The following is a 16495-nucleotide window of genomic DNA, read 5'->3' on the forward strand; positions in this document are numbered from 1 at the left end:
CTGAAAGATTTCCTATTTAAGTTAAGGGTGAAAACACTCTAATAAAAATTGGCTTAATCAACTATTGTTAATACCTTAGCCCTACAAAAATATCAACCCTAAAAAACAATGAAAACTAAATTTATTTTACCGCTTCTTTGCTTAGGAGCTGCTTTAGGCCTAAGCTCTTGTAGCAACGAAGACAACTTTAATATTGATGGTGACTTCAAATTAGTCCCTGATGATGTACCAACTCCACTAATACAACCTGATGGTTTTTATTTTATAAATGAAGATTGGTTTGGGCATGCATATGGTTCCATAAATCATATAGATGCAAACTACGGAACTACTTATAACTTAGAGCTATCTCATATATTTCCTGATTTACCAGAAGAAACTAAAACACCTGATGGCAAAGTAGAAGTACACAGATTAGGGGTAACATCGACTGTTGCTGGAGCATATAACAATTATTACTTTATCTTATCCAAACAAGGAAACAGATTAATCGTAACAGACAAAGATTTTAAGCTTGTTAAAAAGATCACTGATATAGGTGGAGACGGGAGAAGCTTTGTTGGAGTAAATGAAGATAAAGTATACTTATCAACTTTAAATGGAATTACCATTTTAGATATTAGCGATAAAAACAATATACATACGACAACCCAAATTGCAGGATTAAGTGGGCAAACTGGGAATATGGTATATATAAATAATAAAGTATTTGCTGTTGTACAAGGAAAAGGATTATTTGTTATTGACACTACAACGGATACAGTTTTAGAACAATTAGCTGGTAATTATACCCAAGTTGTTTTAGATAGACATGGTCAAGTTTGGGCGGCAATGGGTAATACAATTCAAAAAATAAATCCTTATGATATTGAGGATAAACAAGATTTTGATATCTCAGGAGCTCCAATTAATGCTACATGGTTTGCTTGGAACCCAGGTTCCCTAAGTAGTAGTATGCAAACCGATCACTTATACTGGACAAAAGCAAAAACAGTAATCAAGTTTGATACGCAAAATGGTACTTTTGAACAAATTCATGACCTAGGAAGTGACAAAAATGGTAAACCATTATCTTTTTATGCTTCAGGGCTTAAAGTAGATCCAGTAACTGATCATCTAATTTTAGATTTATTCTTAGGATTTGGTACAGATGCTAGCTATAACTACGTTAGAATCTTAGACAATACAGGAGTTTCTTTACGTCCAGATATTTTCTTAAAAGACGGAGATAAAAAGGCTAATATCAATCCAGAAAATGGCTACTATTGGTTCCCTTCAATGGCATTCTTCCAAGACAATAATGCCCCTGAAATTTTAACAAACCAATTAATATTAAAACCAGAAACAGAGTATGAAATAGATTTAGAAAAAATTATTTCTGATCCAGATACTCCTGTTGCTTTAGCAACGGTAACTATTAAAAGTTTCCCTAGCGATATAGGTACAATATATGCAGAACAAGGTAAACTATTTATCACAACTGCTTTAATCCAAGGAAGGACATCTTTTACAATCAAGGTGAATTCTAATGGAAAAATAGCAGAAAAAGAGATTGAACTTTGGATTAAGTAATTTTACTTAATTCTCTGCCTCTCAAACAACGAGTTTTTTATTTTTTAAAAGACTCGTTGTTTTTTTTTGCGCCTATCTGATTTACCAAAAACTATTTCTAAATTAGCAGTACCAACAAAAACAGGGTCATTATGAAAAAATTGAGTTTACTTCTTTATGTATTATTAAGTGTCATATTTTTAAATTGCTCTTCAAAAACACTAAGCAAAGATGCTGCATATCAGGCTGTAGAAACTTACCTAGAGGAAAAGCCTTTATACGAATCTACAGGTTTTGTTGTCGGTAAAACAAGATTAAAGGTATCCAAAGATAAAGAGCTAATCACAACTTATGAAGATCTTCAAAAACAAGGCTACATAAGCTTCTCCAATCAGGACTCAAGAAAAAAATGGCTTGGAAAAGATACTATTTGGACTGCAACAATCGCCCTTACACCAAAGGCCAATCCCTATATAGTTAAATTGAGAAACAACCGTATTTTGGTAAAAACCTTAGTTTATAAGTTAACCCCAGATAGTAATCTACAAATCATAGATAAAAACAAAAGATCTGCTCAGGTCTCCACACTACTTTTTAAAGAACAAACTCCCTTTTCTGTTTTTAAAGTAGATAAGACCCCACATAATACTTATATAAGTAAAAATTTTAAGTTGAAATTTACCAAAGATCAAACCTGGGAGGTAGTACCTTAAACTATGTTCAAAAACATTATTATTTTAAGTCTAACGCAAGTTATACTAAGCTTTATAAGTGCTAGTCTTATAAAGCAAATGTCTTTTATCGGAAAGATAAGCATCCACTTATTCTATAAAGAATACATTATTTTTCGAACAATATGGCAAACTTCCCTATTGTTATTTGCAGTGCAACTTGCATATATTCTTTTTTTACTTTTATGTAAAGTAACATTACCTCGAAAAGTAGGAACTACTGTATATCTACTATTTATCCTAGCCTTATTGGCTGGTTGTTATACTAGTTATAGTGACTTTACTCAGACCTCCCATAAGCACATGAAAGGCAGTTTTCACCTTGGGATATATCTTTTTTGGATTAGTGGTTTAATAAGTACCTTTGTATTCATGTTCCTTAGAACAAACGCACAAAAAAAATTAGACCAAGTACATAAGCAAACCGATGCTTGTTAAATAAATTATAGTATGATGCATTATATATATAAACTATTGGCTTTATTAAGTTTGACTTTGACATTATCATGTCAACAAACCCCAACTACTACTAAGAAAACTTCTAATTCTAACTCCAACTCCAAGAGTGTAAGTATTCCAATGCATGGAACAAAGAAAAACAGTTCTTCTTCAAGTAATGAAAGCTTTAAAGAGCAGCAAGAAAAACTCAAAGCAGCAATGCAAGAAAAGAGTGATTCTACGCAAGGGATAAACAAAAAATAATGCTTAATTAAGAAATGTTGTATTTCTATAATCAAAGAAAGGCGTATAGATAAAATAAAATACTCGTATTCCAATGGATATGCGTATTTTTGCATAAATATTGAAATCTTTTTTTTGAAAAACTTTAATTGATTTATGATACAAGATCCTAAAAGATACACACTAACAGCTGCATTACCTTATACTAATGGTCCTATTCATATTGGCCACTTAGCAGGGGTATATGTGCCAGCGGATATATACGCTAGATTTTTACGCTTACAAGACAAAGACGTAGCTTTTATATGCGGAAGCGATGAGCATGGAGTTGCTATTTCTATGAAAGCAAAAAAAGAAGGTATTACTCCACAACAAGTGATTGATAAATACAATGGAATTATCAAACAATCTTTTGAAGATTTTGGTATTTCATTTGATAATTATTCACGTACTTCATCTTCTATTCACCACCAAACTGCTTCAGATTTCTTTACCAAAATGTACAATGATGGTAAATTTATAGAAGAAGTAACAGAACAACTATATGACAAAGAAGCACAACAGTTTTTAGCTGATCGCTTCGTAATCGGTACTTGTCCTAAATGTGGTAATGAAGAAGCTTACGGAGACCAATGTGAAAAATGTGGAACTTCTTTAAATGCTACAGATTTAATTAATCCTAAATCTACTATTTCAGGATCTGAACCTATTTTAAAATCTACTAAACACTGGTTTTTACCATTAGACCAATATGATTCTTTTATTCGTGAATGGATCTTAGAAGGTCATAAAAATGATTGGAAAACTAACGTTTATGGACAAGTTAAGTCTTGGGTAGAAGATGGTTTAAAGCCTAGAGCAGTAACTAGAGATTTAGATTGGGGAATTCCTGTTCCTGTTCCAGGAGCAGAAGGAAAAGTACTTTATGTATGGTTTGACGCTCCAATTGGATATATTTCTTCTACAAAAGAATGGGCTCAGAAAAAAGGAATTGATTGGGAACCATATTGGAAAGATAAAGACACTAAACTAGTGCACTTTATTGGAAAGGACAATATTGTATTCCATTGTGTTATATTCCCTTCTATGCTTAAAGCAGAAGGAAGTTTCATCTTGCCAGATAACGTACCAGCAAATGAATTCTTGAACTTAGAAGGACATAAATTATCTACTTCTAAAAACTGGGCAGTATGGTTACACGAGTACTTAGAAGAATTCCCAGGACAACAAGATGTATTGCGTTATGCTTTAACAGCAAATGCTCCTGAAACAAAAGATAATGATTTCACATGGAAGGATTTCCAAGCAAGAAACAACAATGAATTAGTTGCTGTTTTTGGAAACTTTATCAACCGAGTAGTAGTATTGACTAATAAATACTACCAAGGTGTTGTTCCTACACCAAATGAGTTTTCTCAAGTGGATATAGATACTCTTACAGAACTTAGAGCATACCCTAGTGTAATTGAAAGTTCTATCCAAAGATATAGATTCCGTGAAGCTCAAATGGAGATGATGAACGTTGCACGTTTAGGAAATAAATATTTAGCAGATGAGGAGCCGTGGAAATTAATTAAAGAAGACCCAGCAAGAGTACAGACACAAATGTATGTAGCTTTACAAATTGCTAGTGCTTTAAGTACATTATGTGAGCCTTTCTTACCTTTTACGGCTGCAAAATTAAAAAACATTCTAGGTTTACAGACTCCATTACAGTGGAATGAAATAGCTATAGATAAAGCTTTAATTACTCCAGGACATACCATTGGAGAGGCACAGCTCTTATTTTCTAAAATTGAAGATGAAGAAATTCAAAAACAATTACAAAAATTAGAAGATTCTAAAAAAGCTAATGAAGCTGCATTAAAGCAACCTGAGGCACAAAAAGAAACAGCTACTTTCGATGATTTCACTAAATTAGACCTTAGAGTAGGAACTATTATTGAAGCAGAGAAAATGCCTAAAGCAAACAAACTACTGGTTTTAAAAGTAGATACTGGTTTAGATGTACGTACAATTGTTTCTGGAATCGCAGAACATTTTACACCTGAACAGGTAATTGGTAAAAAAGTAACTGTTTTAGCAAATCTAGCTCCTAGAAAATTAAGAGGAGTAGAAAGCCAGGGAATGATCTTAATGACAGAAGATAAAGATGGTAAACTTGTTTTTGTAAATCCTGACCAGGATAACGTAGACAACGGATCAACTATCAATTAATATACAATAAGGCTACCTCTGTAAAAGGTAGCCTTATTTATTTATAAGAACTTGCTAAGTTTAATTCTTCTAAATCACCTAGATCTAGAACTAAACTACAAGCATTAATCAAACTTTGTAATTGCTTCTCATTGGTTACACTTACAATAGGCACTGTTATCCCCTCTCTAGTAAACTGCCAAGCAATTGCTACTTCAGCCATGGAACAATCAAGCCTTTTTGCAACATTAGCTAAAGCGTTTAAAATCTGTGTACCTCTAGGGGTAAAAAATCTAGAAAGCATATCAGCACGCTTATTTCCAACTAATTCTTGCTTATCTTGATATTTTCCAGCTAAAAAACCACTAGCTAACGGAAAATAACTCATTACAGCCATGTTCTGCTCTCTTACCATAGAAAGGTACTCTGTTTCGAATTTCTCCCTGTCGTAGAGGTTATATAAGGGCTGTAGCACACTATAGGAATGCCAGCCATTAGAAAAACTAATAGCATTTGCCGATTGTACTCTTTGGGCACTAAAATTAGAAGCCCCTAAATAACTTACTTTTCCTTGTACAACACAATCATTAAAAGCATGCATAGTTAACTCCTGCTTACACAAAGGATCATCGTGATGTGCAAAGTAAATATCTATATAGTCTGTTTTTAAGCGCTGTAAGGAAGCTTCTAAATTAGTTTTAATATCCTGCGGACTCAAGCCTCTCTCTACTGCCTTAAGTTTACCTCCTACCTTAGTTGCGATAACCATTTTTTCGCGTTTATGAGTCTGCTTAAGCCATTTCCCTATAATAGCTTCAGACTCTCCACCACTATTGCCTTCTGCCCAATGGGAGTAATTATTAGCAGTATCTATAAAGATCAAACCCTTTTCATAAAGAACATCTAGTAAATACAAGGATTCCTTACTATCAAGAGTCCAACCAAAAACATTACCACCAAAACATACTTTAGGCACCATTAACTCGGTAGGGCCAAATTTATACTTATCCATAGTGTTTCTCAACTTTAAACATTAAAGATACATCTTTAGATGAGTCAAAAAAAAAGCGGAGACCTTTTTAGGTCTCCGCTTTAAAATATATTTTTAAACTATTAGAAGTTGTAACGTAATGAGAAGTTCCATGTTCTTCCAACACCGAACATAACCTCATTTCTTTCGTCAATACCTTTCCAAGTAGCAGTTGTTTTTTCATCTACCTGAATATTAGTACGAGCAGTAGTAATATAAGTAGTGTTAAATACGTTGTTTACGTTAACACGCATTACAACAGAATTTGATCTATCTTTTCCTACAGGTAAACGGTAAGACATTCCAGCATCTACTAAGTTGAATGCAGGTAATTGCATTGACCCAGATTTACCTCTGTCTGAAGCTCCGTCAACGTTTAGCGTTCCATAGAAGTTATCATTATAACGGTAGTTAGCATCTACTTTTAATCCTTGAACGATCTCGTAGTTAGCTCCTAAGTTGAAAATTAACTGTGGTGCACCACCAACTTTTGCTCCGTTAATATATAATGTTTTAGTTTCTAAGTTACCATCTTTATCATAAATTGGAGTATTATCATCCTCGTTATAATAAGTACCAGTTACGTCTTTTGCATATTTCCAGTCACCCCAAGAGAATGATCCAGTAATATTTAATCTATCGATTGGGTTGTATAAGAAATCCATCTCCATACCAGTGTGGATTTGCTCTACTCCTGTTAAAGTAGCATAACCATTAACTTGAACTGGTTTACCATTACTTCCGATTTCATCTGTATCAAAACGTCCTGTAGCACGAGTAACTCTATCTTTCCAAGAAGTACGGTATAAGTTTAAGTTAGCTCTAACTCTGTCTGTTCTTAATCCATATCCAAACTCAAATCCTAATACTTTCTCATTCGTTAAGTTAGGGTTAACTGTATTGGTATTGTTTAAGTAAACACCATTGTTCATAAATGGTTGACGAGAGAAGTATCCAGCGTTAACAAATACATTGTGAACCTCTGTAATATTGTAGTTAACTCCCCCTTTAATACTACCTCCAGAAATACTTTTCCAGTTTGTTTTGTAGTCTTCAGCACCTTTAGCTGTTGAACGGTCGTAGTTGAAATAATCAATTCTTTGCATCCATTGATTAGAAATAGATCCTTGAGCAAACACAGAGATATCATCTTTAGAATACTCTACTTGTCCGAATCCTCCTAACCATTTAACGTTACCATCATTATGGTATCCAACTTTCTCTCTGTTATTCCATTGAGCAAATGGATTTAATGTAGCGTGAGCAGGGTAAGTACTGCTTACGATATAGTTTTGACCACCGTTGTTTCTGTTATTGTTAACAACATATCCTTGTCCTCCCAATAAATTATCTAAAGTTTGGAAGTGGTAACCTTTGTAAATACGTCCATCTAAACCAAAGTCAACTGTCCAGTTTTCATTTACTTTAGCATTCATATTAATTACTGTTCCATACCAGTCATGAGAGTTGATTGATGAACGACGAGCCCATCCACCTTGTGTAGCAGATTCTTTACTGTTGAAAGCAGAAATATAGTAACCTTCTTCAGCTCCTGCATATGGAGAACGGTAAGTATTAGAAGTGTTATTCCAATCAGCAATAACTTCTCCTCTGTTCCATGCAGCAATATCATCAAAACGCATATGTCCGTTTGCATCTCTTACTTCAGTACCGAAGTCTCTGTAACCGTTTGGTCCACCACCAATAGTTCCAGTTCCTCCACCACGTCCCCAAGATCCGTAAACTACAGCTCCTAAGTTCCATGTTTCGTTAATAGCGAAATCATAGTTAATAGATGCTACTGGTTTATTGTAGTAGTTCGTTTTGAAGTTAAAACGGTCTCCATCGTAAAATCCAGTATCTGGGTTAAAACGTTTGTTAATCCCACCATTATTCCACATTTTGTGATTAGCGATAGACACAGACGTTGAACGTTGGTCGTGATTTTGCTTAGCACCTGTGAATGTAAATTGAACTTTGTGACGGTCATCTTTAGAGTTGTATCCTAATCCTAAATAATAGTTGATAGACTCAAAACCTGTTCCCTCTACATATCCATCTCCTTGAGTATACCCCATTAAAACAGAAGCAGAAAGTCCATTTTCTAAAATACCTGTATTATAAGAAGCAGTTGTTTTAAGGTAATTATTGTTACCTACACCTGCTGAAATACTACCACCCTCACGAGCGTCAGAAGTTCTAGTTAAAATATTGATTGTTCCTCCAACAGAAGAAATCGCAATTTTAGAAGAACCTAATCCTCTTTGAACTTGCATAGCTGATGTAACATCAGATAATCCAGCCCAGTTAGACCAATAAACAGCTCCACCTTCCATATCGTTAACTGGCATACCGTTAACTAATACAGCGATGTTTCTTTGATCAAAACCACGAATATTAATGTTTGAGTCTCCAAATCCTCCACCACCTTTAGAAGCGTAAACAGAAGGAGTTGTGTTTAAAATTTCAGGAAATTCTTGAGAACCAAGTTTTTCTTGAATCTCTGCAGCTCTAATTGTAGAAACAGCTACAGGAGTTTTACGGTCTTGTGCAACGTCTGCAACACCCATAATAACAATGTCATCTAGCATGTTCTCATCTGTAGAAAGAACAATAGTACCTAGATTAGCAATTTTCTCTGCATTTACCGTATAGGCAACTGTACGAGAATTGTAACCAACAAAAGAGATAACGATCTCTCCCTTTGATTCAGAAACATTTAACTCAAACTCCCCATCTAACCCTGTAGAAGTTCCAATTTGTGTTCCTTTTACTAGAATTGTTGCTCCAGGTAAACCTTCTTGGTACTCCCCATCAACAATAACACCAGTAACTTTGTTTTGTGAAAATGCGAATGCCGTAGTAAAAACCATTACTGCCGTAATCATCCAGTTCTTCAAGTTTTTCATTGTAAAAGTGTAAGTGATAAATTATTTTCACCGCAAAGGTACAAAAAACCCCCTAGCTAATATTATGCCAATATTAAATTTTAACTTTTAACAGTCCTAGCAGTGAAAAAAATTAACATTTTATCGCTTTAAGTAATAATTAAGTAAAAACTCCGTACTACCATCGTGTTTACCTACCACTTTAGATTTGATTTCCTCTTGAATATTCTTTGCTAAAACCTTACCGTACTCCACCCCAAATTGGTCGAAACTATATATATTCCAGATGATTCCTTGCACATATGTTTTGTGTTCATAAAGTGCGATTAACATCCCTAAATTCTCTGGTGTTAAAGCATCAATTAATAGGGTATTTGAGGGCTTATTCCCTTCAAAGTCTCTGAAATATTTTAACATTTCCAACTCACTTTCATCTACCTTATGTCCACGTTTTCCGTTGAGTAATGCCTCAGTTTGTCCGAAAAAATTACTCATTAAGATGTCATGATTCGAATTTTCTGCATAAAAAGGAGCAATAAAGCCAATAAAATCCACCGGAACTACCTTAGTACCCTGATGAAATAGTTGAAAAAAAGCATGTTGTGCCGAAACTCCTACTTCACCCCAAATTAAGGTTCCTGTTTGGTAATTAACTGGAAAACCATCCCTGTTTTTATCTTTACCATTACTCTCCATGATCATTTGCTGTAAATGAGCAGGAAACTTACTTAATAATTCGCTATAAGGAACTACTCCTTCTGTCTCATAATTATAGAAGTTATTGTACCATACACTCAGAAGCCCCATAATAACAGGCATATTCTCTCTAAAATCTGCATTTCTAAAATGTTGATCCATTTTATATGCTCCTTTTAAAAGAGATTCAAAATTGTCGTATCCTACTGCTAAAGAAATAGATAAACCTACGGAACTCCATAAAGAAAAACGCCCTCCAATATAATCCCACATTGGAAAGATATTCTCTTGTTTTACACCAAAGTCAATAGCCTGTTGTATATCAGCACTTACACCAACATAATGAGCAGAAATATCTCCCTGTAAATTGGATTCTAACCAATTTTTTAGTTTTTGGGCGTTGGCAATTGTTTCTTGTGTAGTAAAGGTTTTTGAAACAATTAAAATTAAGGTAGTTTCAGGGTTAAGTCCCTTTAAGACAGAATATAAATAATCGTCATCTATGTTTGAAATATAATGAACACCTAAATCATTCCTGTAATTAGCTAATGCTTCTACAATCATTTTAGGTCCAAGATCAGATCCTCCAATTCCTAAGTTTACAACATCTGTAAATTTTTTACCTGTGCTACTTTTATATTCTCCCGATAGTACACTTTGAGTAAACTCCTTTATTTTCTGCCTTGCCTCACATACATCTTCTACTACATTTTCTCCATCTACAGTAACATCACAAATACCTGAAAAATCTCTTAAAGCAGTATGTAGAACCGCGCGATCTTCTGTAACATTAATCTTCGAGCCATTAAACATCTTCTCAATTGCATCCTTAAGACCAACTTGATCTGCTAACTGAATTAGTAAATCTAAAGTTTGCTCCGTTATTTTATTCTTAGAATAATCTAACAAAAAGGAATCCATTTGCAAATGAAACTTTTGCGTCCTTTCAGAGTCTAATGCAAATAAATCTTGCATTTGTATAAACTCCATATCACCAAAATGCTTACGCAATTCACTCCAAGCACTTGTTGTGGATGGATTAATATTTTTCAACATTATCTATTTTTGAGAAAATTTAGTTTTAATAACTTCATCTAATTCTACCTTTAAAGGAGCAATATACTCTTTATATGCAGGAATATCTTTTTTATCCATTGGATCAGAGTTAGGTAGAACTTGTGACAAAGGATCTACTTGTACTCCATTTTTCCAAAATCTATAGCAAACATGTGGACCAGTAGCTAACCCAGTACTTCCTACTAGACCAATTGTCTGGCCTTGGTTAACGTATTGTCCTTTCTTTACTAATATTTTTGACATATGTAAATATTGAGTAGAATAAGTTCCGTTATGTCTCACTTTTACATAATTACCATTTCCAGCTGTATACCCTGCACGCTCTACAACTCCCGAAGCAGTTGACATAATTGGGGTTCCTGTTGGAGCTGCGTAATCTGTTCCATTATGAGCCTTCCATGTTTTTTGTACAGGATGAAAACGTTTTTTGGTATAACGTGATGTAATCCTAAAAAACTCTAATGGAGCTTTTAAAAACATACTTTTCATAGGTCTAGCTTCCTCATCATAATACTCTAATCCTTGTGTATTAGGTCTTTGGTAAGGGAAGGAATACAAATCCTTACCTCTGTGATTAAAATAAGCAGCCTCAATCTTAGAAATACCTACATAAACCGTATCATTAATATACTTTTCTTGAATAGTAACCGCAAACCTATCTTCAGGTTGTAGTTTAAAAAAGTCAATAGACCATGCGAAAATTTGAGACATTCTAACAGCTAATGCCTCTTCAGCCCCTTGCTTATTCAAGCTCATTGATAATGATCCTTCAATATTGGATGCAATAGTACGTCTTTTATAAGTAACAGGGTATGTTTTTGTATAAGCAGTAATAGAATCTCTCAAGTCGATTACTTGGTAGCCAGCAATACTTGGATGGTAGATAAATGCTGCCAATTTATTATCTTTTTTGTTTTTTACAATACTATATGGTTTTCCTACACGGATATTCTTCACATTTACTGTATCACTTACCTTTTCAACTATAGCATGTATTTGCCCAGCACTTAAATTATTTTGACTAAAAATTTTTCCAAGACTATCTCCATTTCTAATAGTATCTTCTACTATTTCAAAATCATTTAAACTAAAGCCATAAACTTCCGCTACAACTTCAGGAGAGTGATCCATATCAATTTCTAATTCTGTACTATCTTCTTGATTTTGTTTCTTACATGAAACAATGGTAAGAGCCACTAAAAATACGATTATAAATTGTTTCAAAACTTTTCTTTTATTTTTAAATTTTTATTCTATTCCCCCCAGGTCTCCTTCTCTTTTTCACTCCATAATTCAGGAAAAAAAATTCTTTTTTGGTATTTAGGTAACATATATTTTTTCCAATCACTTCCTCCGGTAGCTTCTTTTGGTCCCTGCGGTCCTTCCAAATATTTAACAGCTGCCCTGTAATGTCCTAAAACCCAAGTAATATTCACTGTCTTATCATAATGCCTCATAGCTTCAATAAGCTTTGGATCTTGCCTAACCTCTAGAGGTAATTCCACAAATTTCCGCCATAAATTTGTTTTTTCATAATCTTTCATGGCATTAATCAGAACTTTCTTATACTTCTTTTCAAAAGAACTAAGCATAAAAGACTTTTCTTGCGTTTGATAATTTTTTCCAGCAGCTTGCCAGTACAAATAATCAAAGCCTTGTTCAGCACTGCAATTTAAGTCAATTCTATCAGTAAAACGCTTATCAATTAAATTTTTCCAATTTGTTGATCCAAATTCAATTAAGCGATATTGCACACTTTGAAAGCCACTCGCAGGAGTTAGAGTGTCTCGAAACTTAAGGTATTGCTCCCTATCCATTCCATTTTCCATAATAGAAAAGGAAGAAGTAAGCATATCAAAATACCTAGATATACGTCCTAACTTATCGATAAATACCTCAGCAGTAACCTTTTCAAAAACAGCTAATTGATCTATCTCCCATAATATCATTTTAAACAGAAGCTCATTAATCTGATGATAGCCAATAAAGACCATCTCATCAGGTAAAGTACTCCTTTGGGTTTGTAAAGACAATAAAGAATCGACCTGAATATAATCCCAATAGGTTAAAGGGGTAGAATACAATAGTCCCTGTAGATGTGTCTGGGTCTTTTGACCGATTGCATCAAACTTAGCATTAAGCTCACTTAATATTTTTTCTTCCATCTTACTTTAATTCGATTTCTAAATCTGACATTAAACCTTCGTATTCCACTAAATCTGCCTTTAAAGAACCAACTGCTAAACTAGCTTTAATTCGAAGAGGCACTTTGTTTGCATCTTTGGATACCCAAATAGTAAGGCTCTCTTTTGCTTTAAAAACACGTCCGGCCATAACATATGGACGAAACATCAAAGCCTTCACTTTACCAAAATGTGTTCTAATCACGTCTTCTCCTAAAAATTCAAGTTTAAATCGAAATGTTTCCTGATCGAAAAACATATCAATTTCAACAGAATCTCCTTTCTTAAGTTGATTCAATTCTGGTTGATCACGAAGATAATAGAAAGCGGATACAATATCTTGTACCCCGTAGTTAATATTGAAAATATTTTCTGTATTGCTCTTATAATCTTTTACAAGAACAGTATTTGTAGAATAATTAAAGAAGCCCTCTTGGTCTTTAGTATAACCTCCTTCGTCAATTTTACGAACAAAACGATATGGGGTAACCTTATCTTGTTCAAAATAACTTTGGTAATCATCCTCTACCTTGAAAAATAATTTGGGAACACCTGTGGTATATCCATGCCCAGCAGCATGAATTAATTTTCTACCATCCAATAAAGTATCTTTTAAAGTTAGGGTAGCTATACCGGCGTTTAGAAGTCCGTAGCTAATCTTGAATTTTAGAAACTCCCCTGACTTGAATGAATTTTGTGCAAAACTTGTGTGTAAGGAAAAACACACCAAAAAAAGTATTGTAAGAAATTTTTTCATAGTTGGTAGCATTAATTATTCAAAAGTAAGAAACAAAAAAACCCAGTCAAACAAATGACTGAGTTTTTATGCTATTAACCAACCAAAAAACTATAAATTATGAAAAATTTATTACACTCAAATAAAGCTTATGACGACCCTATTTTTGCGAGTGCAAATGTATAGCTTTTTTTAAAATATCACAACCCTCATTTGTGTTTAACTGATAATTAACATTAATGATTGTTTAATAGCCGTTTTTAATATTTAATTAACTGAATATTAAAGTGTTCCTCTCTTTTCTTGTTCACGTTCTATAGACTCAAAAAGTGCTTTAAAGTTTCCAGCTCCAAATCCTCTTGCGCCCATTCTTTGGATTATTTCGAAAAATAAAGTTGGTCTATCCTCTACGGGTTTAGTAAAGATTTGCAATAAATAACCTTCTTCATCTGCATCAATCATAATACCTAACTTTTGCAATTCCTTGATGTCTTCTTTCATTATTTCCATATGTACACCAAGTCTTCTTGGAATATCATCATAGTAACTTTGAGGTGGAGCAGATAAAAATTCCACTCCTCTATTTTTCATAGCAGAAACAGTCTTGATAATATCATCTGTAGCAACCGCTACGTGCTGTACACCAGGTCCGTTATAAAAATCTAAATACTCTTCAATTTGAGATTTTTTGACTCCATGAGCAGGCTCATTAATAGGAAACTTAATTCTACCATTTCCATTAGACATTACCTTACTCATCAAAGCAGAATACTCTGTAGTAATTTGTTTGTCATCAAAAGATAGAAAGTTAACAAACCCCATTACCTCTTCATACCATTTTACCCATGTGTTCATCTGATTCCATCCTACGTTTCCTACCATATGATCCACGTATTTTAAACCAACTGGTTCTGGATTGTAATCTGATTCCCATTTTACAAAACCAGGTAGAAAGATTCCTTTATAATCTTTTCTTTCTACAAACATATGTACGGTTTCTCCGTAAGTATATATACCTGCACGAACAGTTTTACCAAACTCATCCTCTTGTTCAATAGGTTCCATATAAGATTTGGCACCACGAGCAATTGTTTGCTTATAAGCATCTCTAGCATCCTCTACCCATAGAGCGACAACTTTAATACCGTCTCCATGCTGCACAATATGCTCGTTTAACTCTGATTCAGCGGTTAAAGGCGTAGTTAATACAATTCGTATTTTATCTTGAACTAACACATAAGAAGCACGATCTTTTACTCCTGTTTCTAATCCAGCATAAGCTAAAGATTGGAAACCAAAAGCACTTTTATAAAAATGAGCAGCTTGCTTAGCATTACCAACAATAAATTCTATATAATCTGTTCCTAATAAGGGTAAGAAATCTTGTGCTCCCTCAAATATTTTTTCTAAGCCAAACTCAACGGATTTAACTTCTCTAGTCATAATTTTAAATTTAAATGGTTAATTTTTGGGTGGTTAATTACTTTTCAGGATCCAACCAAGATTGATAATAAGTATCGTCTGCAATTTGCATAGCATCCTGACATACCATAAGTGGTTTAAAAGTATCTACCATTACAGCTAGCTCCTGGGTTTCTTTTTTCCCTATAGACCTCTCTACAGCCCCTGGGTGAGGCCCGTGAGGAATTCCAGCTGGATGCAAAGAGATATGCCCTTGCTCAATATCATTACGACTCATAAAGTCTCCATCTACATAATAGAGAACCTCATCACTATCAATATTACTATGATTATAGGGTGCTGGAACAGCATCTGGATGATAATCGTAAAGCCTTGGAACAAAAGAACAAACTACAAATCCATCGCTTTCAAAAGTTTGATGAACTGGAGGTGGTTGATGAATTCTACCAGTAATAGGTTCGAAATCAAAAATAGACAAAGCATAAGGGTAATTATAACCATCATAGCCAACTACATCAAAAGGATGGGTAGCATACACCATATCGAAAATATCCCCTTGTTTTTTAACTTTGATTAAGAAATCCCCTTTTTGATCGATGGGTTCTAAATCTTGTGGTAATCGAATATCTCTCTCACAAAATGGAGAGTGTTCCTGTAATTGGCCGAACCAATTTCGGTATCGTTTAGGTGTGTAAATAGGTTTAGTAGCTTCTACTATAAACAACCTATTATCTGTTGTGCTAAACTCTATTTGATAGATAATACCTCTAGGAATTAATAAGTAATCCCCGTATTTAAACGGTAGGTTACCAAGCATTGTTTTTAGTGTACCTTCTCCTTTATGGATAAATAGCAATTCGTCACAATCTGTATTTTTATAAAAATACTCTTTCATAGACTCTTTAGGTGCCGCAAGTACAATGGTACAGTCACTATTGGTTAAAACTGGTTTTCGGCTTTGTAAAAAGTCATTCTCAGGTTTAATCTGGAAACCTTTCAAACGATAAGATTGGATATTGTTAGCTACAGCTATTTTTGGTGCAACACTATATTGCTTCAGAATTTTTTTGACCTGGGTTGGCCGATGAATATGGTACATATTAGTAGACATTCCGTCAAATCCAATTGTTCCAAATAATTGTTCATAATATAATTCCCCATTTTCCTTACGGAATACGGAATGACGTTTAGGGGGAATTTTCCCTAAGTGATGATATAAAGGCATAAATACTTATAATTAAGGTTGGTTAATAATATAATAAGTAGATGTTACCTCATTCAGGATTTCTCTTGATGAGGAACTT

Annotated in this window: 13 protein-coding genes; 5 read left to right on the plus strand and 8 right to left on the minus strand. The window is 34.0% G+C overall.

The annotated features are described in order from the left end of the window. Positions 1-108: 108 nt before the first annotated feature. The 5 genes from ACYSNM_RS06525 to metG all read left to right on the plus strand — a co-directional run bounded on the left by ACYSNM_RS06525 (position 109) and on the right by metG (position 5180). Positions 109-1572, plus strand: coding sequence for a DUF5074 domain-containing protein (locus ACYSNM_RS06525; RefSeq protein ID WP_461756155.1), 1464 nt, complete (start codon positions 109-111; stop codon positions 1570-1572). A gap of 131 nt (positions 1573-1703) precedes the next feature. Then, positions 1704-2264 (plus strand): hypothetical protein, encoded by a 561-nt coding sequence (locus tag ACYSNM_RS06530; RefSeq protein ID WP_461756156.1) that lies wholly within the window; start codon positions 1704-1706, stop codon positions 2262-2264. Between the two features lie 3 nt (positions 2265-2267). Next, on the plus strand, positions 2268-2720 hold the full coding sequence (locus ACYSNM_RS06535; protein ID WP_461756157.1) for a hypothetical protein: 453 nt from the start codon (positions 2268-2270) through the stop codon (positions 2718-2720). Between the two features lie 12 nt (positions 2721-2732). Continuing rightward, positions 2733-2984, plus strand: coding sequence for a hypothetical protein (locus ACYSNM_RS06540; protein WP_461756158.1), 252 nt, complete (start codon positions 2733-2735; stop codon positions 2982-2984). Positions 2985-3119: 135 nt separating this feature from the next. Beyond that, on the plus strand, positions 3120-5180 hold the full coding sequence (gene metG, locus ACYSNM_RS06545; RefSeq protein ID WP_461756159.1) for a methionine--tRNA ligase: 2061 nt from the start codon (positions 3120-3122) through the stop codon (positions 5178-5180). A 37-nt stretch (positions 5181-5217) separates the two neighbouring features. On the opposite strand, the gene ACYSNM_RS06550 is transcribed toward metG, so the two are convergent. From ACYSNM_RS06550 to ACYSNM_RS06585, 8 genes are all read right to left on the minus strand, one after another. Beyond that, entirely contained in the window at positions 5218-6171 is a 954-nt protein-coding gene (locus ACYSNM_RS06550) for an aldo/keto reductase (RefSeq protein WP_461756160.1), read from the minus strand. A gap of 101 nt (positions 6172-6272) precedes the next feature. After that, a complete protein-coding gene (locus ACYSNM_RS06555) occupies positions 6273-9098 on the minus strand; it encodes a TonB-dependent receptor (protein WP_461756161.1) in 2826 nt (941 codons plus the stop codon). A 120-nt stretch (positions 9099-9218) separates the two neighbouring features. After that, positions 9219-10829: a glucose-6-phosphate isomerase gene (gene pgi / locus ACYSNM_RS06560; protein WP_461756162.1), complete on the minus strand. Its 1611-nt coding sequence runs from the start codon at positions 10827-10829 to the stop codon at positions 9219-9221. 3 nt (positions 10830-10832) lie between these two features. After that, the gene (locus ACYSNM_RS06565; RefSeq protein ID WP_461756163.1) at positions 10833-12074 is read right to left on the minus strand and encodes a peptidoglycan DD-metalloendopeptidase family protein; all 1242 of its coding nucleotides are present in this window, start codon (positions 12072-12074) and stop codon (positions 10833-10835) included. Between the two features lie 29 nt (positions 12075-12103). Continuing rightward, positions 12104-13015, minus strand: a complete 912-nt coding sequence (locus tag ACYSNM_RS06570) for a tryptophan 2,3-dioxygenase family protein (RefSeq protein WP_461756164.1) — start codon at positions 13013-13015, stop codon at positions 12104-12106. 1 nt (position 13016) lies between these two features. Continuing rightward, entirely contained in the window at positions 13017-13790 is a 774-nt protein-coding gene (locus tag ACYSNM_RS06575) for a DUF3108 domain-containing protein (RefSeq protein WP_461756165.1), read from the minus strand. A 261-nt stretch (positions 13791-14051) separates the two neighbouring features. After that, entirely contained in the window at positions 14052-15212 is a 1161-nt protein-coding gene (gene hppD, locus ACYSNM_RS06580; RefSeq protein WP_461756166.1) for a 4-hydroxyphenylpyruvate dioxygenase, read from the minus strand. Between the two features lie 37 nt (positions 15213-15249). After that, positions 15250-16416 (minus strand): homogentisate 1,2-dioxygenase, encoded by a 1167-nt coding sequence (locus ACYSNM_RS06585; RefSeq protein WP_461756167.1) that lies wholly within the window; start codon positions 16414-16416, stop codon positions 15250-15252. Between the last annotated feature and the right edge of the window lie 79 nt (positions 16417-16495).

It is taken from the genome of Myroides sp. LJL116 (assembly GCF_054871685.1).